Below are 21,856 nucleotides of genomic sequence, written 5' to 3' on the forward strand. Positions count from 1 at the left end.
CATCGGCTCCCCCTCGGAGGGCGCGGGCCGGCTGGTGCCGGGCACCCAGGCGGTACCGCTCCAGTAACGGATATATCCGGGAATGGAGGGGTCGGAACGCCGAGAACCCCGCCTAGCCGGCCCGGCGGATCCGCAACGCCCGGCCCAGGTCGTCCAGTTGGTCGACCAGCTTGCGGCGCAGCGACGGAATGGGGTCGGCGCCGCGCAGGCATTCCTCGCCCAGCCGCAGCGTCTCCGCCTCGACCAGCGTCAGCGGGAACGCACTGCGGCCCGCCGCCTCGGCGATGGCCGGGCCCCGGCGGGCGGCCAGAGCGACCACCGCAGGGTAGTAGCGGTCCCTGAACGGACGGACGAGGTCGAGCTGTTCGGGCTGCCAGAAGCCCTGCGCGGTGGCCGCGAACAGGTAGTTGGAGAGGTCGTCCGTGGCGAACATGGCCTGCCAGGCCGCCTCCTTGGCGGCCTGGTCCGGCAGGGCCGCACGGCAGCGCGCAGCGCCCTCGTGGCCGGTGGCGCTGGGGTCGCGGGCGAGTTCGGCGTCGATCCCGGCCGGGGTGAGGGCGCCGAGGACGGCGAGGCGGGTGAGGATGCGCCAGCGCAGTTCGGGGTCGAGGACGGGGCCGCCGGGCACGGTGTCCGCGGCGAGCCACTCGCGCAGGACGTCGGGGCGCAGCGCACTGGCGATCAGCGTACGGACGGCGGTCAGCCGCACCCCGGGGGCAGGGGAACGCTCCAGCAGGTCGCGGCTGAGGGCCCGCAACCCGGCCAGCGCCTCGGGGCGTTCGTCCGCCGGGAGGTAGAGGTCCGCGATCTGCGTGCGGGCAAAGGCGAGCACGCCCTGGACGATCGCGTTGTCGTGTTCGCGGGGCAAGTGGGCGCGGGCGGCGCGGAGGTAGGCGGCGGGGGCGAGTTCGCCGTCGCGGACCATGTCGCGGGCGGCGTTCCAGACGACGGCGCGGCCGAGGGCGCCGGGCAGTCCGGACAGGGCGTCCAGGGCGGTGTCCCAGGAGCCGGGGTCGAGCCGGACCTTGGCGTAGGTGAGGTCGCCGTCGTTGAGCAGGAGCAGGTCGGGGCGGCGGCCGGGGAATACGAAGCCAGGGGGGCCAGGGGTGCCGGGCAGGTCGGCCTCGACCGGTGTGCGGGGCACGAGCCGCCCGGGTTCGGCGGGGTCGTGGTCGTAGAGGCCGACGGTGATGCGGTGCGGGCGGCTGCCGTCGTGGCGGACGGCGAGGCGCCAGTGGCCGTCCTCCTCGGTGACGTCGGGAGTGAGGGTGTCGACGCCGGTGGTGCGCAGCCAGGAGCGGGCCCAGCCGTGGACGTCGCGGTCGGTGGCGCGGGCGAGGGAGTCGAGGAAGTCGGCGAGGGTGGCGTTGCCGAACCGGTGCCGGGTGAAGTGGTCGTTGATGCCGGCGAGGAACTCCTTCTCGCCGAGCCAGGCGGCGAGTTGGCGCAGGGCGCTGGCGCCCTTGGCGTAGGAGATGCCGTCGAAGTTGGTCAGCGCGGAGGCGGTGTCGGGGACGGCGTCGGGGTCGGGGGCGACGGGGTGGGTGGAGGGGCGCTGGTCGGCGTCGTAGCCCCAGCCCTTGCGGGAGATGCCGAAGTCGGTCCAGGTGTCGGGGAAGTCGCCGGTCTCGACGAGGGTCTGGTAGCCCATGTACTCGGCGAAGGACTCGTTGAGCCAGATGTCGTCCCACCACTTCAGGGTGACGAGGTCGCCGAACCACATGTGGGCCATCTCGTGGGCGATGACCACCGCGCGGGTCTGGCGCTCGGTGTCGGTGACGGCGGAGCGGAAGACGAACTCGTCGCGGAAGGTGACCAGTCCGGGGTTCTCCATGGCCCCGGCGTTGAACTCGGGGACGAAGGCCTGGTCGTAGGAGTCGAAGGGGTACGGCTCGGTGAACTTCTCGTGGTAGCGGTCGTAGCAGCGGCGGGTGATGCCGAGGATCTCCTCGGCGTCGGCGTCCAGGTGGGCGGCGAGGGAGCGGCGGCAGTGGATGCCGAAGGGCAGTCCGGCGTGCTCGGTGCGGACGGAGTGCCAGGGGCCCGCGGCGACGGCGACGAGGTAGGTGCTGACGGGCGGGGTGGGGGCGAGTTCCCAGCGGCCGTCGCCGGCCGGGCGGGCGACGCCGTTGCCGAGGACGGTCCAGTGCGGCGGGGCCGTCACGGCGAGGGCGAAGACGGCCTTGAGGTCGGGCTGGTCGAAGGCGGCGAAGACGCGCTGGACGTCCTCCATGAACAGCTGGGTGTAGACGTAGGTCTCGCCGTCGGCCGGGTCGGTGAAGCGGTGCATGCCCTCGCCGGTGCGGGAGTAGCGCATGTCCGCCTCGACGCGGAGTTCGTGCTCGCCCTCGGTGAGGGTGAGCGGAAGGCGGTTGTCGTCGAGGGCGGCGGGGTCGAGGGCCTGTCCGTCGAGGGCGGCGCGGTGCAGGGTGGCGGGCTTGAGTTCGACGAAGGTGGTGCCGGCGGTGCGGGCGGTGAAGCGGATGACGGTGGTGGAGCCGAGGGTCTCACCGGGGGTGAGGTCCAGTTCGATGCGGTAGTGGTGGACGTCGAGGAGGGCGGCTCGGTCCTGCGCTTCGGCGCGCGTCAATACGGGCATGTGCCTCAGCTTGCCGCATGGCCAGGGACTTGCGCCCCGTCAGGGGCGCGGGGAACTGCGCGATCGGCCACGACGCGCCCGCAGATGACGTGCCGTGCCAGGGTGGTGCGTCGGCTGCGGGCCGGTGGGGGTTGCTCGCGCAGTTCCCCGCGCCCCTGACGGGGCGCAGGCCCCTGCAAGGCCTACGCCCGCGCGATGGTCTCGTGGTGCCGGATCACCTCGGCAATGATGAAGTTGAGAAACTTCTCCGCGAAAGCGGGATCCAGCTTGGCGTTCTCCGCGAGCTCCCGCAGGCGCGCGATCTGACGGGCCTCGCGGCCGGGGTCGGCGGGCGGCATCTTGTGGGCGGCCTTGAGGTGGCCGACCTGCTGGGTGCATTTGAAGCGCTCGGCGAGCATGTGGATCACTGCTGCGTCGATGTTGTCGATGCTGTCGCGCAGACGGTTCAGCTCGGCGCGGACGGACGCGTCCAGGGCGGGGGCGTTGGCGGCACTGTCGTTCATGCGACCCCAGCCTAGGCGGAACACGGTGGTCCGGCCGCACTCTGCCGGGCACGGAAGCGGACGGGAGCGGTGCCGACACGGCGCGTGAAGAGACGGCTGAAGTAGGCGGGGTCGTCGTAGCCGACGCGCCGGGCGACGGCGGCGACGGACAGTTCGGTGGCGGCCAGCAGTTCCTTGGCCCGGCCCAGGCGGATGCCCAGGAGGTAGTCCTTGGGTCCGCACCCGGCGCCGCGGCGGACGGCGGAGCGCAGTTCGGCGGGGGTCATGCCGTGCCGGGCGGCGTGCTGGGTGACGGACAGCGGCAGGAACGCGTCACGCGCCAGGGCCTGCAGCACGGGGTCCCCCTCGCCGTCCGGGCCGGCACGGGCACGGCGCAGGGCCACCAGGAGCTCGTGGACGCCCGCGGAGGTCTCGATCTCCAGCAGGGGGTTGCCGCGGCGGGCGGCGCGGGCGATGCGGGCGACGGCGGCGCGCGGACCGGCGGCGTCGGTGAGGGGCACGACGGGGCGGTCGGGCTCGATGCAGCCGAGTTCGGTGTAGGCGGCGACGGCGGGGCCGGTGAAGCCGACGAAGGCCTCGTCCCATCCGCTGCCGGGAGCGGCGCCGTAGTGGTGCGGCACGCCGGGGACGAGCCAGAGGAGGGCGGGGGCGGTGACGGGGTGGGTACGGCCGTCGGGCGTGCGGCACCAGCCGGTCCCGGCACCGATGACGACGGCCACGTGGTGGCCGAGGGTGCGGGGGCCGACGGAGGGCAGGGCGCCGTGCTGCAGGCCGACGCCGAGGCAGACCAGGCCGAGCCGGTGATGGACCGGTCCGGGGGTGAAGTACCGCATCCATGTGTGATGCACGCGCAGATCTTCGTACACGAGTTCCCTCCCCCGCCAGAGGGCGGCGGAGCGGGGGAGGCGGAGGGGGCGCGGCGGGACCGCGTCCCCCTGGTCACCGGCCGATGACGGTGGCCAACGGGACGGGCTCCTGGACGGATCCCTGTGCAGAGTTCTTGCCCGAATCGGTGCACCGTGAAGCCATCAGGGCCGAACCCGTGTCGGGCCGGGTTCAGGCGGCGGTCGGGACGACCGCCCGCAGCGCCGCCCCCGCTCCCCCGACGATCGGGTCCCCGTGCCCGAAGCAGGCCGTCTCCACGTCGAGTTCGGCCTGCCGCCGGAAGGAGGCGAGCGTCTGCTCCTGGTCGAGGTTGAAGACGCCGGGCATCAGCTGCTGGACGTTGGCGATGGTGTCGCCGGTGAACAGCACGCCGGAGGACGGCAGATGCAGGGCGATGCTGCCCGGCGTGTGGCCCGGGACGTGGACGACGCGGACCTCCTCGCCCCAGTCGAGGGTGTCGCCGTCGGCGAGTTCCACGTCGACGGGGCAGGGCGGGGCCGCGTGCGGCAGCGGCAGGGTCGCGTGGACGGCCTCGAACACCGGTATCTCCCAGTCCCCCAGGACGGGTTCGGGCCCGGGCGCGTCGCCGCGGACGACGGGCGCGTCCGCGGCACCGGCCAGGACGCGGGCGCCGGTGGCGGCGGCGAGCTCGGCGGCGGAGCCGGTGTGGTCGAAGTGGGCGTGGGTCAGCACGATGTCGCGCAGGTCCTCGGGGGCCGCCCCCAGACCGCCGAGGGCGTCGAGGATCTCGTCGGCGTACCCGGGCAGCCCGGCGTCGACCAGGGCCCAGCCGGCGTCGGCCAGGCGCAGGGCGTAGGCCTGGCCGACGGGGAAGCGGAGCATCCAGATGCGGTCGGTGACGGGGGTGATGTCCATGGCCTGACGCTAGGCCGAAGTCGGCCGTTCCGGCGTGGGTTTGCGCCGTCGGCGGATTGCGCCAGAGGTGAACCTCCAGTTGTTCAGGGGTGGTTCGTCGACTGCGGGTCGTCCGTGGCTGGTCGCGCCCACGCGGCGGAGCCGCAGATTCAGTCGGCCCGCGCCCCTTCGGAGCCGCGGGCCACGGGAAAGACGGCCGTCACCTGCCACCCCCCCTCAGGAGCCGGCCCCGCGGCCAGCCGGCCGCCCATCGCCTTGGCCCGCTCGGCCAGCCCGATCAGCCCGAACCCCCCGCCCAGCGCCTGCTCGGAGAGCGGCGCCGCGTGCTTGCCGTCGTCGGCGATGCGCAGTTCCACGCCTTCGGCGACCCCCCGCACCCCGATGCGCACGGCAGTGGCGTCGGCGGCGTGCTTGCGGATGTTGGTCAGGGCCTCGCGGACGATGCGGTGCACGCCCGCCGCGACCTCCCCGGGGAGCCAGGTCTCCATGCCCTGCTCGATGTAGAGGGCGACGGGCGGGCCGGTGCGGGCGAACGCATCGGCCAGTTCGCGGACCTCGGGCAGGCCCGCGACGGGCACGGTCTCGGCCTCGCCCTCGCGCAGCACGCCCACCAGGCGGCGCATCGCGCTGAGCGCCTCGCTCGCGGAGGTCTCGATGCGCTCGAACGCCCGGGCGGCGGCGGCGCCGTCGAGGGAGGTGAAGCGGGCGGCCTGGGCCTGCACGGCGATGCCGGTGACGTGGTGCGCGACGAGGTCGTGCAACTCCCGCGCGAGCTCCAGGCGCTCGGCGGTCCGCACGGCCGCCATGTCGCGCAGCCGCTGCGTGGCCTGGCCGCGCAGCAGCAGCGAGTAGGCGCCGACGACCGCGGCCAGGGTGCCGAACACCACCGTGAACCGGGCGGGATGGAGGTCGCGCATGGGCGCGGCGACGGCCGCGAGGGCGAGCAGCGGCCCGAGGACCCCGGCGACGCGCGTGGTGCAGCGCTGGACGACGCCGGTCAGCAGGACGAGCAGAGCGATGTCCTCGCCCGCGCCCCAGACGACACCCGGGTGGGTACCGATCATGAGGACCGCGGAGGTGGTGAGCGAGACGGCGACGGCGACGGTGGCCCGCACCTCCAGCGGGATCCAGCTGTAGGGCACAGCGCACAGGCAGACGGTCACGCCCGCGGCCAGCACCATGGCGTGCGGCGGGCTGGGCTGCCGGGCCAGGACGGCGCCCTCGAAGGCGACGATGCCGAGCAGGAAGAGGCCGAAGGCGGCCTTGGCCAGGGCGGCCCGCCGGGGGTGCCGGGCCGCCCACCCGGCCCATCTGCTCACGCTCCGCCCGGGGCCAGTCCGCTCTCCCAGGCCCAGGCGGCGATCTCCACCCGGTTCCGGGCGTCGAGCTTCAGCTGCACGTTGGCCAGGTGGGTCTTGACCGTGGACAGGGAGACGAACAGTTCGGCCGCGATCTCCGCGTTCGTCGCCCCGCGCGCCAGGCAGCGCACGACGTCGGCCTCGCGGTCGGTGAGCGGCTCGGAGGGCTGCCGGGCGGTGCTCGGCGAGCCGGCGGGGGCCATGTCGCGCAGCAGCCGGACGGTGATCGCGGGCGAGATGAGGGAGTCGCCGACGGCGGCGGCGTGGACGGCCTCGACGAGCATCGCGGGGCTGGCGTCCTTGAGCAGGAAGCCGGAGGCGCCGTTGCGCAGTGCGGTGTGCACGTATTCGTCCAGGTCGAAGGTGGTGACGATGACGATCCGGGGGCGCTGGGCGCGGTCGGGGTCGGCGGCGGAGAGGGCGGAGAGTCGGCGGGTGACCTCCAGGCCGTCGAGCTTGGGCATCCGGATGTCGAGGAGCAGCACGTCGGGCCGGTGCCGTTCGACGGCCTCCAGGGCCGCCTCGCCGTCCACGACGTCGGCCACGACCTCGATGTCGGGCTGGCTCTCCAGGATCATCCGGAAGCCGGTGCGGACCATCTCCTGGTCGTCCGCGATGACCACCGTGATCGCCATGCTGTCCTCGTCCCTGCGTCCTGGGTCGTCGACGGCCCTCGCCGTGCCGGACCGTGTCCTGTCATGTCATCGGGGGTGCCCCCGCGCCGCAACCGCAGCGCGCCGCGGCCGGGCGGCGGGGGTCAGGCGGCCGTCATGCGCCCTGCTGCCCGGCGTCGGCCTGCGCCTGCCGGGCCCGGGCGGCGTTGCGGCGCACCACGAGGCGCCGGATGCCGTAGGCCCCGCCGCCGAGGGCGAGGAGCGCGGCGCCGCCCGCGAGGGCGGGCCTGCCGAGGTCGTGCTGCCGGCCCTTGATGACCTCGCCCGCGTCGACGACGCGCTTGACGGGGTTGGCGGACAGCTCGTGGTGGCGGCTGTGGCGGTGCGCTGCGGGCGCCTGGTGCGCGTGGTGTCCGGTGCCGGCCGGGCGGTCCGGGGTGTGGCGCAGGGAGCCGGAGGCGAAGTCGTAGTAGTTCGCCTCGCGGGCGCCGTCGAGCTGGGCGCGCAGCGTGGGGCGCGCGGTGTCGCCGCCGAGGATCCGCAGGTGGAGCCGTTCGAGGTCGGCCGAGGGCCGGGTGGTGTCGAGGGTGCGGGCCGGGCGGCCGTCGGAGGTGACGGTCACGCTCGTGCCGTCGCCGCCGGTGCGCAGCCGGGCCCGGCTGCCGTCGGGGAGCTGCACCTGGTGGACGGTGGCCGGGTGCCCGTGGCGGGTGTCCTTGTCCGCTGCGGAGGCCGTGGCCGCCGGCCCGGCGAGGGCGGCGGCGGCCGCGCCGAGAACCGCGGCGGCGGCGATGCGGGACTTCACGGACACGGGGGTGCCTTTCCTTGCAGGTGCGTCAGGGACGGCTTGCACCCCCCTACGTTACGGACCTCCGCCCTCCGCACACCTCGACTGTCCGACCATTCCCGGCTCGGCCGAAAGGATGATCCGTGCTCGTCCGGGTCATCCCGAGGTCGCGCGGACGGGTTACCCGGGCGGGGGTGCGGCGACTGGGCCGTCCGGGCGGCGCGGGGGGTGGACGGGCAACGGGATTCCTTCCGCGGGCGGTTACGGCGCACGCCCGGTCGGCGGGTGTCCGGACCCGTAAGGTGGAAGGGCAGCAGTGGGGGCGGCCGCGAAGCACGGGGGTGGTCACGCGTGGGCACGGACATCGAGATCCAGCACGGGTTCCCGCATCTGGAGACCGTGCGGTCCGCCATCACCGCGCTGTACAGACGGCTCTCCCCCGACACCGTGCGCACCTTCGACGCGAGCGTGCTGCCCTTCGAGGTGGCCTTCTCCGACGACGAGGACCCCTATCTGGGCGTCCAGCGCGTCGCGGGCGTGATGGTGCGGCACCTGCGGCTGCCCGACGCGCGGATGATCGTCAGCTTCAAGGAGATGCGGCACGCGGGCAGCATCGAACTCGCCGCCGGGCCCGAGTACTTCATCGAGCTCAACCCCCGCTTCAAGACCCACCGCAGGGACATCGGCGCGGCGCTCGCGCACGAGGTGATGCACGTCTATCTGCACCGGCTCGGCCTGGAGTTCGCGGGCACCCGCGACAACGAGATCCTCACGGACACGGCGTCCGCCTACCTCGGGGCCGGGTGGCTGCTGCTGGACGCGTACCGCGAGTCGTCGGTCTCGACGCAGAAGCTGGGCTACCTCACGCCGGAGGAGTTCGGCTACGTGCTCGCCAAGCGGGCGCTGGCGTTCGGGGAGGACCCGGCGCCGTGGTTCACCAGCCCGCAGGCGTACGAGGCGTACACCGCCGGGGCCGCGCGGGCGCGGGAGGACGCGCGGCAGCCGCCGCTGGCGGCCGCCGGGCGGTGGGGGCGGCACCGGTACGCGCGCGACCGGCGCGCGGGGGCGGCGCACGCGGGGTACGCCTTCGAGGGCCGTGACCCGGTGCGGGTCACGTTCCCGTGCCCGACGTGCCATCAGCGCATACGGGTGCCGGTCGCGGGCCGGGTGCGGGCCCGCTGCGGGCTGTGCGGTTCCGTGCTGGAGTGCGAGACGTAGGGGTGCTCAGCCCCTCCCCCACCACTTCCGCAGCACCTTCTCCGCCGGCTTGCCGTGCGGCGTGTAGGCGAGCCGCTTCGCCGTCTCCCCCGTGTCCGGCCAGTCGTCCCACATCCACCAGCACACCCCGGCCCACCACGGCTTGCCGTGGAACGTCGCCAGCAACGCCTCGTATCCGGCGGCCTGTTCCGCATCGCCGTCCCGCTTGCTGACGGTCCACGAGTACGGGGCCGTGGTCGTGCCCTTCTGGCTGACGTAACCCGCCTCCGTGAAGAGGATCTTGCGGCCCTGCTTCGCCGAGAACGCCGCGAGGTCCTCGGCGATCGGCTGCCACGCCTGGCGCAGCCGCGCCGTGTCCGTGGTGGCCTTGTCGCCCAGCGGCCAGTACGCGTCGATGCCGATGACGTCGAGGTCCCTCCAGAAGGGGATCTTCCGGTACTCGTCGTAGTTGGCCGCATAGGTGAGCGGGCCCTTGTAGTGCTTGCGGACGTCCGCGATGACCTCGCTCCAGTGGTCGCCGTCCTGCGAGGTGCCCGCCAACTCGGTGCCGACCGAGAACTGTTCGACGCCGGTGGCGGTGGCCAGGTCGGCGTAGTGGGTGATGCAGCGCTGGTACGCGCCGAACCACGCGTCCGGGTCGCGCGGTCTGATCTCGGCGCGGTCGCCGCCCTTCACCAGGTCGATGTGCGGCTTGATCATGGTCTTGAGGCCGGCGGCGTGGGCGAGGCCGATGATGTGCCGCAGGCTCTTGTCGTCGGCGGTCTCCTCGGTGGTGCGGATCTCCGAGTCGGTGACCTTGTCCTGGTACCAGGTGGGGGTGAAGACCACCCAGCGGGCGCCGGTGGAGGCGATCTGCTTGAGGTACGGGCCGGCCTGCGGACTGCTGTAGTCGTCGGTGTTCCACGCCGGGAGCGTCATGCCGCGCATCCCGTTCCCCTTCCTGTCGTCGGGGCGGCTGCTGCTGCCGTGGCCGGACGGCGACCCGCCGCCGTCGGACGAGCAGCCTGCGACGAAGAGGGCGGCCAGGGCCGACAGCACCGCGGCCGCCCTCTTCATCGCGTTCACTGGGCCAGGTCCGTGGGGCCGACGAAGGTGTAACCGAGGGCCTTGATGCCGTCGATCGTCTGCTGCAGCGGCGCCACGTCGTAGTACGGGTGGTAGAAGAAGCTGGCCACGCCGTCACGCACCGCCAGGTTGGCCTTGGCCGAGGCGATCAGGTCGGCGGGCAGCCGGGCCGGGTGGTTGTTGTAGGGCAGCGGCTCGTAGTTGCCGATGTTCTCGGGGAGCACGGTCGTACCGTAGACGTCCTTCACCGCGTACGGGAAGAACTGGCCGATGTACTGGGAGGCGTTCACCTGGCCGCCGCTCAGCGTCCCCGCGAAGTACAGCGAACGCTCCAGCCGTGCCGTGTAGTTCTGTCCGAAGACCCGGTAGTCGGCGGCCGAGGCGGCGTAGTGCGGAGTGGTCCACAGCGCCGGCTTGGGCAGCCCGGCCGCGGCGAACAGCCCCAGCGCGGAGGTGACCCGGGTCTGCGCCCAGACCGTGGAGTCCTCGGCCGGCGGGCCGTCGTAGACGACGTTGTTGTTCGCGTCGATGTGGGCGCGGAAGAACTCGAAGTCGTCGGCCGTGACGCCGGTGTAGGGGTTGTTGACGTTGCTGTACTGGTGGGTGAAGCCGTGGTTCATCAGGACCGCGCCGCGCTGGAGCATGTACTTCAGCGCGGCGACCACCTGCGGGGCCTGGGCCAGGGTGATCGTCTGCGGGGTCCCGTTGTTGTAGACGCCCTTGGGGTCGGTGTACTCGGGGATGACGTTGATCCCGTAGGGGATCTTCTGCGAGTACAGGTAGTCGGCCATGGTGCGCAGCTGCGTCGGGTCCGAGGCGGGGCTGATGTCCTCCAGCCGGACGAAGGCCCGGTGCCGCTCGGTGGTGGCCGGGGCGAGCGCGTCGAAGAGGAGGTCCTCCATGACGATGACGCGGTCGGACTCGGAGACGTAGGAGAAGGGGATCTCCGTCACGTAGGTGAGGTTCCCCGAACGGATCGCCCAGGGGCTGGTGGTGCCGGAGTTGGCGTCGGTGGCCTGTGCGAGCTGGGTGACCTGCGGGTAGTTCGCACCGCTGAGGATCGCGGGGTGCAGGATGCCGCCGTCGAAGCCGGCCGGGATGGTGCGGGTGAGCGACTGGCCCTTGTACGAGACCTGGTTGATGTTGCCGACGGACCCGTTGACCTCGAAGTACGAGTTGGTGGGGTCCCAGCCGTACTTCTGCTCGAAGGCTGGAATCCCGTTGGTGTTCGCCATGTTCCAGATGTTGTCGCCGATCCAGGTCACCGGCTTGGAGGTCGCCATGGCGTCCCGGTAGAAGGCCGCGGGAATCGCGTCCGGGACGGAACCGCCGTAGTACGTCGAGCCGACATAGACGGTGGCGGTGTACTGCTCGACCATCCCGGCCGTGTAGGCGGAGACGGGCTTGGAGGTCACGGTGCCGAAGTGGCCGGAGAGGTTGGCGAGAGCCATGGCGTAGAGCTCGCCGAGGGAGCCGTACGGGCCCGTGGTGTCGTAGAGGACGAGCGCCGAGGTGCCGGAGGCGGCGGTCGCCGCCAGCGGCCTGACGGTCGCCGTCTTCACTGTTGCCGGCTTGGCCGTGGCCGCCTTCTTCGCGGCCGTCTTCGCCGGGGCGGCGGCCCGGACGACGAGAGCGTGGTTGCGCCGGATCCCGTCGGTCTTCAGCTGGTCGGCGGCCCAGGCCTTGAGGTCCTTGGTGCCGGCGGCGGAAAGGGCGGCGGGGCCGACGCCTTTGAGCGCGTGCGAGGGTCCGGGCTTCTTCCCGCCCGGCCCTGCTATCGACGCCTGGGCGCCGCCGGTGAGCACGAAGCCGCCGAAGAGTGCGGCGGCCACCAGGGCGACGAGCGAGACCAGGAATACCCGTGGTCTCCGCCTCAGGTTTTTCATTTTTCGTTCCCCCCTGATTGAACAGGCTTTACCCGGAACGGATCCGCCCCCCGACGGCCGATCGCCGAGGGCACAGCGGTCCCGGCAGGTGGCTGATTGTTGTGGCGGCCGGGACCGGTGTCAACGGGCACGTACGGTCCGGAATAGGCAATTGCCGTCGCGGAATTGGTGCAGACCATGGATCCCACTCGTCACAGCGCCGCCCTCACCTGCCATAACAACCGGTTGGTAGCCAGAACTTGATGTTCCGATCCAACAACTCCCATCATTCACATCGAAACTTCAGTTCTGTCTGATACCTTCCGAGCCATCGCCCCACTCGGGGCGGAAAATGGGGGGGAACCCATGTACGGAAAACCAGCTCTGGGGTCGGTCCTGCCTTTGGCGGGACTGACGGCGGCCCCGGAGGTGCTCCCGGGCATACCCTTTGCCCGGGCCCTGCAGGAAGTCGCCGGGGTAGGGTTTCTGCTCTACTGCACCACTGCAATCGTCATTCTTTCGGCAAAGATATGGTTTCTGGCTCGGAATGCCGGTGACCATTGATGATCACTGAACTCATGCTCTGGGCGAGCATCGGCCTCATCGTGATGGCCGGCACGTACAACACCGGTATGTTCGTGCTCTCCAGGCGCCGGATCCGGCACGCGCGGTCCCCGCGCACCCAGCGGATCTACGTCTTCCTCCTCGCCTGTCTGAACGAGGAGAAGGTCCTCGCGGAGAGCCTGGCCCGCATCACCGCCCTGCCCGCCGGAAACTTCCTGGCCCTCGTCATCGACGACGCCTCCGACGACCGCACGGCCGACATAGCCCGCGCCGCCGACCCCCAGCGGGTCCACCTGCTGCAACGGCAACTGCCCAACGCCCGCAAGGGCAAGGGCGCCGCCCTCAACAACGGCATCCACCACCTCCGCAGCTCCGGCATCCTCGACGGCTACGACCCGCGTGACGTCATCGTCTGCGTCGTGGACGCCGACGGCCGGCTGGACCAGCACGTCATCCAGGCCGTCGACCCCTACTTCGACGACCCGCGCACCGGCGCCACCCAGGTCGGCGTGCGGATGTACAACCGCCACAAGGGACTCCTCGCCCGGCTCCAGGACATGGAGTTCGTCATCTACGGCGACATCTTCCAGAGCGCCCGGCGCTACATCGGCAGCGTCGGGATGGGCGGCAACGGCCAGTTCATGCGGCTGGCCGCGCTCGACACCCTCTCCACGGCACACAGCCGGGGCCCCTGGAGCGACTCCCTCACCGAGGACCTCGACCTCGGGGTGCGGCTCATCGCCCGCGGCTGGACCAACCAGCACTGCACCACCGCCGCGGTCTCCCAGCAGGCCGTGCTCGACGTCAAGCGCCTGGTGCGGCAGCGCTCCCGCTGGTTCCAGGGCCACCTGCAGTCGGCGAACCTGGTGCCGATGATCCTGCGCGAGATCCCCGGCCGGGCCGCGGTGGACCTGCTCTACCACCTCTCCAGCCCGGTGCTCATCCTGCTCACCTCGCTGCTGCCGCTGTCCTTCGTCGTCGCCACCGCCGGCGCCGTCGTCGGCTCCGTCGAGGCCGGGCACCTGCTGGTGTCCCCGATGTGGATCATCGGCCCCTATCTGCTGTCCTTCACCGCCGCCTACGGCTACGGCTGGGTGTACTCCCGCCGCGAACGCGAAGTCGGGCTGGGCCGCGCCGTCCTGCTCTCGCACGCCTTCGTCCTCTACGGCTACATCTGGTTCGCCGCCGGATGGTGGGGCCTGTGGCGGATGCTGACGGGCAAGCAGACCTGGCTCAAGACCGCGCGCACCTGACCGGCGGCTCCGCCTACTCCCTCCACCCGCAGCAACTCCTTTCCAGGGAGCATCATGTCCACGGACATCGTCACCGCGCCCGTACGCGCCATGCTCGTGCTGGGCACCCGCCCCGAGGCCATCAAGCTCGCGCCCGTCGCGCGCGCGATGGCCGCGTCACCGCTGTTCGAACCCCTCGTCGTCACCACCGGGCAGCACCGCGAGATGCTGCACCAGATGCTCGAACTCCTGCAGGTCGAGGCCTGCGTGGAGCTCGACGTCATGCGCGAGCGGCAGGAACTCTCCCAGCTGACCGCCCGCCTGGTGGAGGGGCTCGGCGAGGTCGTCCGCGCCGAACGCCCCGACGTGGTCGTCGTCCAGGGCGACACCACCAGCGCCCTCACCGGCGCCCTCGCCGCCTTCTACGAGCACATCCCCGTCGCCCACGTCGAGGCCGGGCTGCGCACCGGCGTGCTCGACAACCCGTTCCCCGAGGAGCTCAACCGCCGCCTCATAGGCCGCATCGCCCGCTGGCACTTCGCCCCCACCCCGCGCGCCGCACGGCACTTGACGGACGAGGGCGTGCCCGCCAGTGAGGTGTTCACCACCGGCAACACCGTCATCGACAACCTGCTGTGGGTGCTGGAAGAAGGCGTCGGCCGCAGCGTCTTCCGCAGCGAGAGCGGCCTGCGGCGCGTGCTGCTCACCCTGCACCGCCGCGAGAACCAGGGCCACAAGATGCGGGAGATGGGCAAGGCGCTGCGGCGCCTCGCCGACCGGGGCGACGTGGAGATCGTGCTGCCGCTCCACAAGAGCCCGGCCGTGCGGGACGCACTGCTGCCCGAGCTGAGCGGGCACCCGGACATCCACGTCGTGGAGCCGCTGGGCTACCTCGACTTCTCCGCGACCCTGGCCGCCTGCGACCTGGTGCTCACCGATTCGGGCGGGATCCAGGAGGAGGCGCCCAGCCTGGGCAAGCCCGCGCTGGTGCTGCGCACGACCACCGAACGCCCAGAAGCGGTCGAGGCGGGTGCCGCACGGCTGGTGGGCACCGAGCCGGAGGCCATCCTGACCGCGGCCGTCCACCTGCTGGACGACGCGGCGGCCTACGAGCGGATGGCGACGGCCGGCAATCCCTTCGGCGACGGGCACGCCACCGAACGCATCATCGCCCAGCTGGCCGAGGACTTCGGTGCGGACGCCGGCGCAACTCCCGCGCCGGACGCGCTGGTCGCCCCGCACGCGGACGGGACGGGGCCATACTCGACCGCATGACGAGAGTTCCCCGCCGGTACGTCCGCGCCCTGCTCGCCGTCGCCGCCGTCGTGGGCCTGGCCCTGGGGGCGTACGGACTGTGGGGCGGCGGCGGGGGCACGCCGGAACTGCCGTGGGCCGAGGGCTCGGTCCACGGCCCGTGGCGGTCGGTCTTCGACGGTCACGGCGAGAACATCGGACGGCACGACGGGCTCGTCCTCTCCCCCAGGCCGGCCAAGGAGCCCGGGGAGACCCACGCGGGCCTGATCGTCTCGACCCAGCAGTACGGCGACGTGGACTACGAGGCCACGATGCGCACGATCGCCCAGCTGCGCACGCCGAAGCCCAACCCGTGGGAAGTGCCGTGGCTGCTCTGGGCGTACACCGACCCGGAGCACTTCTACTACGTCACCCTCAAGCCCAACGGCTGGGAACTCGGCAAGCGCGACCCCGCCTATCCGGGCGGGCAGCGCTTCCTGGCGACGGGCCCCGGGAGCTTTCCCGTCGGCCGCACCTCGGACGTGCGGATCGCGCAGCGCGGGCCGTTGGTGGAGGTGAGCGTGGACAAGAAGGGCCTGGTCGCCTACCGGGACCAGGAGCGCCCGTACCTCCACGGCAGCGTCGGGGTCTACACCGAGGACGCCCGGGTGGTGTTCGGCTCGCTGTCGGCGCACGCGCCCGGCGAGGAGTGAACCCGGAGGAGTGAACGCGGCGCCTGCCCCTCCGGTCGGGGACGGGGCAGGCGCCGCGTGCGGCGGGCCGGGTCAGACGTTCAGGGCCCGGTCCGTCGGCCTGATGGGAGCGGGCAGGGTGCTGCTCCCGGTGAGGTGGCGGTCCACGCCGCGGGCGGCGGAGCGGCCCTCGGCGATGGCCCACACGATGAGCGACTGGCCGCGCCCGGCGTCGCCGGCGACGAAGACGCCGGGGACGTTGGTGGCGAAGTCGGCGTCACGGGCGATGTTGCCGCGCGCGTCCAGCTCCAGGCCGAACTGCTCGACGAGCCCGTTCTTCCGGTCGGTCCCGGTGAACCCCATGGCGAGGGTGACCAGTTGAGCCGGGATGCGCCGCTCGGTGCCGGGCTTCTGCTCCAGCCTGCCGTCCTTGAACTCCACCTCGATCAGGTGCAGCCACTGGACGTTGCCGTCCTCGTCGCCCTCGAAGTGCGTGGTGGAGACGGAGTAGATCCGCTCGCCGCCCTCCTCGTGGGCCGAGGTCACCTTGTAGAGCATGGGGAACGTCGGCCACGGCTGGTTCGCGTTCCGCTCGTCGCCGGGCCGGGGCATGATCTCCAGCTGGGTGACGGAGGCCGCGCCCTGGCGGTGGGCGGTGCCGACGCAGTCGGCGCCGGTGTCGCCGCCGCCGATGACGACGACGTGCTTGCCCTCGGCGGTGATCGTCGGGGCGACGTAGTCGCCCTCCTGCACCTTGTTGGAGACGGGCAGGTACTCCATGGCGAAGTGGACGCCCTTGAGCTCGCGCCCGGGCACCGGCAGGTCGCGGGAGGTGGTGGCACCCGCGGCGATCACCACGGCGTCGTAGCGGCGGCGCAGTTCGGCCGCGCCGATGTCGCGGCCGATCTCCACCTCGGTACGGAACTTGGTACCCTCCGCGCGCATCTGCTCGATGCGGCGGTTGATGTGGCGCTTCTCCATCTTGAACTCGGGGATGCCGTAGCGCAGCAGGCCGCCGATGCGGTCGGCGCGCTCGTAGACGGCGACCGTGTGGCCGGCCCGGGTGAGCTGCTGGGCGGCGGCCAGGCCGGCCGGGCCGGAGCCGATGACGGCGACGGTCTTGCCGGAGAGCCGCTCGGGCGGCTGCGGGGTGACGCCGCCGGCCTCCCAGGCCTTGTCGATGATGGTGACTTCGACGTTCTTGATGGTGACGGGCGGCTGGTTGATGCCGAGCACGCAGGCGGACTCGCAGGGTGCGGGGCACAGCCGGCCGGTGAACTCGGGGAAGTTGTTGGTCGCGTGCAGCCGTTCGGCGGCGGCGCGCCAGTCCTCGCGGTAGGCGTAGTCGTTCCACTCGGGGATGAGGTTCCCCAGCGGACAGCCGTTGTGGCAGAACGGGATGCCGCAGTCCATGCAGCGGCCGGCCTGCTTGCTGATGACGGGCAGCAGGGAGCCGGGGACGTGGACCTCGTTCCAGTCCCGGACGCGCTCCTCGACGGGGCGGGTGCGGGCGACGGCGCGGTCGGTGGTCAGAAAGCCCTTCGGGTCAGCCATGGGTCGCCGCCTCCATCATCTTCTCGTGGGTCTCGGTCTCGGAGAGACCTGCTCGCTCGGCGGCGTCCTTGGCGGCGAGCACTGCCTTGTAGGTGGCCGGCATGACCTTGCCGAAGCGGGTCGCGGCCGTGTCCCAGTCGGCGAGGAGGGCGGCCGCGACGGTCGAGCCGGTCTCCTCCTGATGGCGGCGCACCACATCGTGCAGCCATGCCCGGTCGGCGTCGTCGAGGGGCCCGACGGCGGCGGCGAGCTCCTTGTTGACGTTGTCGGGGTCGAGGTCGACGACGTAGGCCGTGCCGCCGGACATGCCGGCCGCGAAGTTGCGGCCGGTGGGCCCGAGGACGACGGCCCGGCCGCCGGTCATGTACTCGCAGCCGTGGTCGCCGACGCCCTCGGAGACCACGGTGGCACCGGAGTTGCGGACGCAGAACCGCTCGCCGACGCTGCCGCGCAGGAACATCTCGCCGCCGGTGGCGCCGTAGGCGAGGGTGTTGCCGGCGATGGTGGAGTACTCGGCGAGGTGCTCGGCGCCGCGGTCGGGGCGGACGACGACGCGGCCGCCGGAGAGGCCCTTGCCGACGTAGTCGTTGGCGTCGCCCTCCAGGCGCAGCGTGACGCCGTTCGGCAGGAAGGCGCCGAAGGACTGGCCCGCGGAGCCGGTGAAGGTGATGTCGATGGTGTCGTCGGGCAGGCCCGCACCGCCGTACTTCCGGGTGACCTCGTGGCCGAGCATGGTGCCGACGGTGCGGTTGATGTTGCGGATGGGCACCTGGGCCCGGACGGGCCGGGCCTCCTCGGCGCCCACGGCGTTGAGGGCGTCGGCGGCGAGCTTGATCAGCTGGTTGTCGAGCGCCTTGGCCAGGCCGTGGTCCTGGTCGGTGATGCAGTGGCGGACGGCGCCCTCGGGCAGCTCCGGCACGTGCAGCAGCGGCTGCAGGTCCAGGCCCTGGGCCTTCCAGTGGCCCACGGCCCGGGTGACGTCGAGGAGTTCGGCGTGGCCGACGGCCTCCTCCAGGGTGCGGAAGCCCAGCTCGGCGAGGAGCTCGCGGACCTCCTCGGCGATGAACTCGAAGAAGTTGACGACGAATTCGGCCTTGCCGCTGAACCGCTCGCGCAGCACCGGGTTCTGGGTGGCGATGCCGACGGGGCAGGTGTCCAGGTGGCAGACGCGCATCATCACGCAGCCGGAGACGACCAGCGGGGCGGTGGCGAAGCCGAACTCCTCGGCGCCGAGCAGCGCGGCGATCACCACGTCGCGGCCGGTCTTGAGCTGGCCGTCGGTCTGCACGACGATGCGGTCGCGCAGCCCGTTGAGCAGCAGGGTCTGCTGGGTCTCGGCGAGGCCCAGCTCCCAGGGGCCGCCCGCGTGCTTGAGGGAGGTCAGCGGCGAGGCGCCGGTGCCGCCGTCGTGGCCGGAGACGAGGACCACGTCCGCGTGCGCCTTGGAGACGCCCGCGGCGACCGTGCCGACGCCGACCTCGGAGACCAGCTTCACGTGGATGCGGGCCGCGGGGTTGGCGTTCTTGAGGTCGTGGATGAGCTGGGCAAGGTCCTCGATGGAGTAGATGTCGTGGTGCGGGGGCGGGGAGATCAGCCCGACGCCGGGCGTCGAGTGCCGGGTCTTCGCGACCCACGGGTAGACCTTGTGGCCGGGCAGCTGGCCGCCCTCGCCGGGCTTGGCGCCCTGGGCCATCTTGATCTGGATGTCGTCGGCGTTGACCAGGTATTCGCTGGTGACGCCGAAGCGCCCGGAGGCCACCTGCTTGATGCTGGAGCGGCGCGCGGGGTCGTAGAGACGCTCGGGGTCCTCGCCGCCCTCACCGGTGTTGGACTTGGCGCCCAGCCGGTTCATGGCGATGGCGAGGGTCTCGTGGGCCTCCTGGGAGATCGACCCGTAGGACATCGCGCCGGTGGAGAAGCGCTTGACGAGGGAGGCCACGGGCTCGACCTCGTCCAGCGGCACGGGGGTGCGGCCGCTCGCGAAGGAGAACAGGCCGCGCAGGGTCATCAGCCGCTCGGACTGCTCGTTCACGCGCTGCGTGTACTGCTTGAAGATGTCGTAGCGCCGGGACCGGGTGGAGTGCTGGAGGCGGAAGACGGTGTCCGGGTCGAAGAGGTGCGGCTCGCCCTCGCGGCGCCACTGGTACTCGCCGCCGATCTCCAGCCGGCGGTGGCTGGCCGGTATGCCGGTGGCCGGGTAGGCCTTGGCGTGCCGGGCGGCGACCTCCTTCGCGACGACGTCCAGGCCCGCGCCGCCGATCTTGGTGGTGGTGCCGTGGAAGTAGGCGTCGACGAAGGCCTCGTCGAGGCCGACGGCCTCGAAGACCTGGGCACCGCGGTAGGAGGCGACGGTGGAGATGCCCATCTTGGACATCACCTTGAGCACGCCCTTGCCGAGGGCCTTGATCAGGTTGCGGATGGCGGTCTCGGGGTCGGCGCCCGGCAGGAACGTCCCTGCACGGACCAGGTCCTCGACGGACTCCATGGCCAGGTAGGGGTTGACGGCCGCGGCCCCGTAGCCGATGAGCAGCGCGACGTGGTGCACCTCGCGCACGTCGCCCGCCTCGACCAGCAGGCCCACGTGGGTGCGCTGCCTGGTGCGGATGAGGTGGTGGTGGATGGCGGAGGTGAGCAGCAGCGAGGGGATCGGCGCGTGCTCGGCGTCGGAGTGCCGGTCGGACAGGACGATCAGCCGGGCGCCGGCCGCGATGGCGGCGTCGGCCTCGGCGCACATCTCCTCCAGCCGGGCGGCGAGCGCCTCGCCGCCGCCGCTCACCCGGTACAGACCGGAGAGGGTGACGGCCTTGAGCCCCGGCAGGTCCCCGTCGGCGTTGATGTGGATGAGCTTGGCCAGCTCGTCGTTGTCGATCACCGGGAAGGGCAGGGTGACGCTGCGGCAGGAGGCCGCGGTCGGCTCCAGGAGGTTGCCCTGCGGGCCCAGCGAGGAGACCAGCGAGGTGACGAGCTCCTCGCGGATGGCGTCCAGCGGCGGGTTGGTGACCTGGGCGAAGAGCTGGGTGAAGTAGTCGAAGAGCAGCCGCGGGCGCTCCGAGAGCGCGGCGATGGGCGAGTCCGTGCCCATCGAACCGATCGGCTCCGCACCGGACTTGGCCATCGGCGCGAGGATGACGCGCAGCTCCTCCTCGGTGTAGCCGAAGGTCTGCTGGCGGCGGGTGACCGAGGCGTGGGTGTGCACGATGTGCTCGCGCTCGGGCAGCTCGCCGAGGTCGATCAGACCGGCCTCCAGCCACTCCCGGTAGGGCTGTTCGGCCGCGAGGGAGGCCTTGATCTCGTCGTCCTCGATGATGCGGTGCTCGGCGGTGTCGACGAGGAACATCCGGCCGGGCTGCAGCCGCCCCTTGCGGACGACCTTGGCGGGGTCGAGGTCCAGGACGCCGACCTCGGAGGAGAGCACGACCAGGCCGTCGTCGGTGACCCAGTACCGGCCGGGGCGCAGGCCGTTGCGGTCGAGAACGGCGCCGACGACGGTGCCGTCGGTGAAGGTGACACAGGCCGGGCCGTCCCAGGGCTCCATCAGCGTGGAGTGGTACTGGTAGAAGGCGCGCCGGGCCGGGTCCATGGAGGCGTGGTTCTCCCAGGCCTCGGGGATCATCATCAGCACGCTGTGCGGCAGCGAACGCCCGCCGAGGTGCAGCAGCTCCAGGACCTCGTCGAAGGAGGCGGAGTCGGAGGCATCGGGGGTACAGACGGGGAAGGTGCGCTCCAGCGCCTTCTCGTCGGAGCCGAACAGCTCGGAGCCCAGCTGGGATTCGCGCGCCCGCATCCAATTGCGGTTGCCCTGCACGGTGTTGATCTCACCGTTGTGGGCGACGAAGCGGTAGGGGTGGGCGAGCGGCCAGGAGGGGAAGGTGTTGGTGGAGAAGCGCGAGTGGACGAGCGCGATGGCCGTGGCGAAGCGGCGGTCGGAGAGGTCCGGGAAGAACGGCTCCAGCTGCGCGGTGGTGAGCATGCCCTTGTAGACGAGGGTGCGGGCGGAGAGCGAGGGGAAGTAGACGCCCGCCTCGCGCTCGGCGCGCTTGCGCAGCACGAAGGCCCTGCGGTCGAGGGCGATCCCGCTGCGGGTGCCACCGGCGTCGCTCACGAACAGCTGCCGGAAGTCCGGCATCGTGGCGCGGGCGCTGTTGCCCAGCAGGCCGGGCGCGACGGGGACCTCGCGCCAGCCGAGGACGGTGAGCCCCTCCTCGGCGGCGATCGTCCCGATCCGCGAGACGGCGGCGTCCGCGGCGTCGGCATCCGCCGGCAGGAAGGCGATGCCGACGGCGTACAAGCCGGCCTCGGGGAGCGTGAAGGGGACGGACTCCCGCAGGAAGGCGTCGGGGACCTGCATCAGGATGCCCGCGCCGTCGCCGGAGTCGGGCTCGGAGCCGGTGGCGCCGCGGTGCTCCAGGTTGCGCAGGACGGTGAGCGCCTGTTCCACGAGGGCGTGGCTCGCCTCGCCGGTGAGAGTCGCGACAAAGCCCACGCCACAGGCGTCGTGCTCGTTGCGCGGGTCGTACATCCCCTGCTGGGCGGGGTGGGATGCGTGGCGCATCGGCGCTCCCGTCGTCGTCTTGGCAGTCATGACGTGTGCATGTGCCGAGGGACGACGCTGGCCCTCCGCGAGAAAATTTCGAGCAGATTACAGGATGGCCCGCTTCTCGAAAAGCGGAAGGTGCAGTCCACGATGTGGACCATGCGGACCGCAGGAGCTGGGAGAAGCGGTGCTCCGCAACCGTGGGATCACCAGGCCCGGAGACACCGGACGCACGCACGCGGGCGGCACTGCCCGCGCTGCGTTCCGGGATTGTGCC

The 21,856-nt window shown here is 72.0% G+C and carries 15 protein-coding genes and 1 pseudogene; 4 read left to right on the forward strand and 12 right to left on the reverse strand.

Going from position 1 to position 21,856, the window contains the following annotated elements; genetic code table 11:
- The 8 genes and pseudogenes from ACWD4B_RS05480 to ACWD4B_RS05515 all read right to left on the reverse strand — a co-directional run.
- Positions 1–93, reverse strand: a pseudogene (locus tag ACWD4B_RS05480) (DUF2510 domain-containing protein); the annotation flags it as partial.
- A 19-nt stretch (positions 94–112) separates the two neighbouring features.
- A complete protein-coding gene (gene pepN / locus ACWD4B_RS05485; RefSeq protein ID WP_451419537.1) occupies positions 113–2,599 on the reverse strand; it encodes an aminopeptidase N in 2,487 nt (828 codons plus the stop codon).
- Positions 2,600–2,781: 182 nt separating this feature from the next.
- On the reverse strand, positions 2,782–3,102 hold the full coding sequence (locus ACWD4B_RS05490; protein WP_336412492.1) for a chorismate mutase: 321 nt from the start codon (positions 3,100–3,102) through the stop codon (positions 2,782–2,784).
- Positions 3,103–3,113: 11 nt separating this feature from the next.
- Positions 3,114–3,950, reverse strand: coding sequence for a helix-turn-helix domain-containing protein (locus ACWD4B_RS05495; RefSeq protein WP_451419538.1), 837 nt, complete (start codon positions 3,948–3,950; stop codon positions 3,114–3,116).
- Between the two features lie 208 nt (positions 3,951–4,158).
- Positions 4,159–4,863, reverse strand: coding sequence for an MBL fold metallo-hydrolase (locus ACWD4B_RS05500; RefSeq protein WP_451419539.1), 705 nt, complete (start codon positions 4,861–4,863; stop codon positions 4,159–4,161).
- Positions 4,864–5,012: 149 nt separating this feature from the next.
- On the reverse strand, positions 5,013–6,182 hold the full coding sequence (locus tag ACWD4B_RS05505) for a sensor histidine kinase (RefSeq protein ID WP_451419540.1): 1,170 nt from the start codon (positions 6,180–6,182) through the stop codon (positions 5,013–5,015).
- Complete coding sequence (locus ACWD4B_RS05510) at positions 6,179–6,856, reverse strand: response regulator (protein WP_451419541.1); 678 nt, start codon at positions 6,854–6,856, stop codon at positions 6,179–6,181. Before ACWD4B_RS05510 ends, ACWD4B_RS05505 begins: the two co-directional genes overlap by 4 nt.
- A gap of 133 nt (positions 6,857–6,989) precedes the next feature.
- Entirely contained in the window at positions 6,990–7,646 is a 657-nt protein-coding gene (locus tag ACWD4B_RS05515) for a hypothetical protein (RefSeq protein WP_451419542.1), read from the reverse strand.
- A 327-nt stretch (positions 7,647–7,973) separates the two neighbouring features.
- Here ACWD4B_RS05515 and ACWD4B_RS05520 point away from each other — a divergent pair, with 327 nt between their 5' ends.
- The gene (locus ACWD4B_RS05520) at positions 7,974–8,840 is read left to right on the forward strand and encodes a hypothetical protein (RefSeq protein ID WP_336412498.1); all 867 of its coding nucleotides are present in this window, start codon (positions 7,974–7,976) and stop codon (positions 8,838–8,840) included.
- Positions 8,841–8,846: 6 nt separating this feature from the next.
- On the opposite strand, the gene ACWD4B_RS05525 is transcribed toward ACWD4B_RS05520, so the two are convergent.
- Both ACWD4B_RS05525 and ACWD4B_RS05530 read right to left on the reverse strand, forming a co-directional pair.
- Complete coding sequence (locus ACWD4B_RS05525; RefSeq protein ID WP_451419611.1) at positions 8,847–9,896, reverse strand: glycoside hydrolase family 113; 1,050 nt, start codon at positions 9,894–9,896, stop codon at positions 8,847–8,849.
- A 5-nt stretch (positions 9,897–9,901) separates the two neighbouring features.
- On the reverse strand, positions 9,902–11,791 hold the full coding sequence (locus tag ACWD4B_RS05530) for a DUF2334 domain-containing protein (protein ID WP_451419543.1): 1,890 nt from the start codon (positions 11,789–11,791) through the stop codon (positions 9,902–9,904).
- A gap of 542 nt (positions 11,792–12,333) precedes the next feature.
- Here ACWD4B_RS05530 and ACWD4B_RS05535 point away from each other — a divergent pair.
- Genes ACWD4B_RS05535 through ACWD4B_RS05545 form a run of 3 tightly spaced genes read left to right on the forward strand, consistent with a single transcriptional unit; the run spans position 12,334 to position 15,512 of the window.
- Positions 12,334–13,587, forward strand: coding sequence for a glycosyltransferase (locus tag ACWD4B_RS05535; protein ID WP_451419544.1), 1,254 nt, complete (start codon positions 12,334–12,336; stop codon positions 13,585–13,587).
- A gap of 54 nt (positions 13,588–13,641) precedes the next feature.
- Positions 13,642–14,841, forward strand: coding sequence for a non-hydrolyzing UDP-N-acetylglucosamine 2-epimerase (gene wecB / locus ACWD4B_RS05540; RefSeq protein ID WP_451419545.1), 1,200 nt, complete (start codon positions 13,642–13,644; stop codon positions 14,839–14,841).
- Positions 14,838–15,512 (forward strand): calcium-binding protein, encoded by a 675-nt coding sequence (locus tag ACWD4B_RS05545; RefSeq protein WP_451419546.1) that lies wholly within the window; start codon positions 14,838–14,840, stop codon positions 15,510–15,512. Before wecB ends, ACWD4B_RS05545 begins: the two co-directional genes overlap by 4 nt.
- A 72-nt stretch (positions 15,513–15,584) precedes the next feature.
- On the opposite strand, the gene ACWD4B_RS05550 is transcribed toward ACWD4B_RS05545, so the two are convergent.
- Positions 15,585–17,045 (reverse strand): glutamate synthase subunit beta, encoded by a 1,461-nt coding sequence (locus ACWD4B_RS05550; protein ID WP_451419547.1) that lies wholly within the window; start codon positions 17,043–17,045, stop codon positions 15,585–15,587.
- A complete protein-coding gene (gene gltB / locus ACWD4B_RS05555) occupies positions 17,038–21,597 on the reverse strand; it encodes a glutamate synthase large subunit (RefSeq protein ID WP_451419612.1) in 4,560 nt (1,519 codons plus the stop codon). The genes ACWD4B_RS05550 and gltB overlap by 8 nt, the downstream gene beginning before the upstream one ends.
- Positions 21,598–21,856: the final 259 nt, after the last annotated feature.

This window comes from Streptomyces sp. NPDC002536 (genome assembly GCF_053594995.1).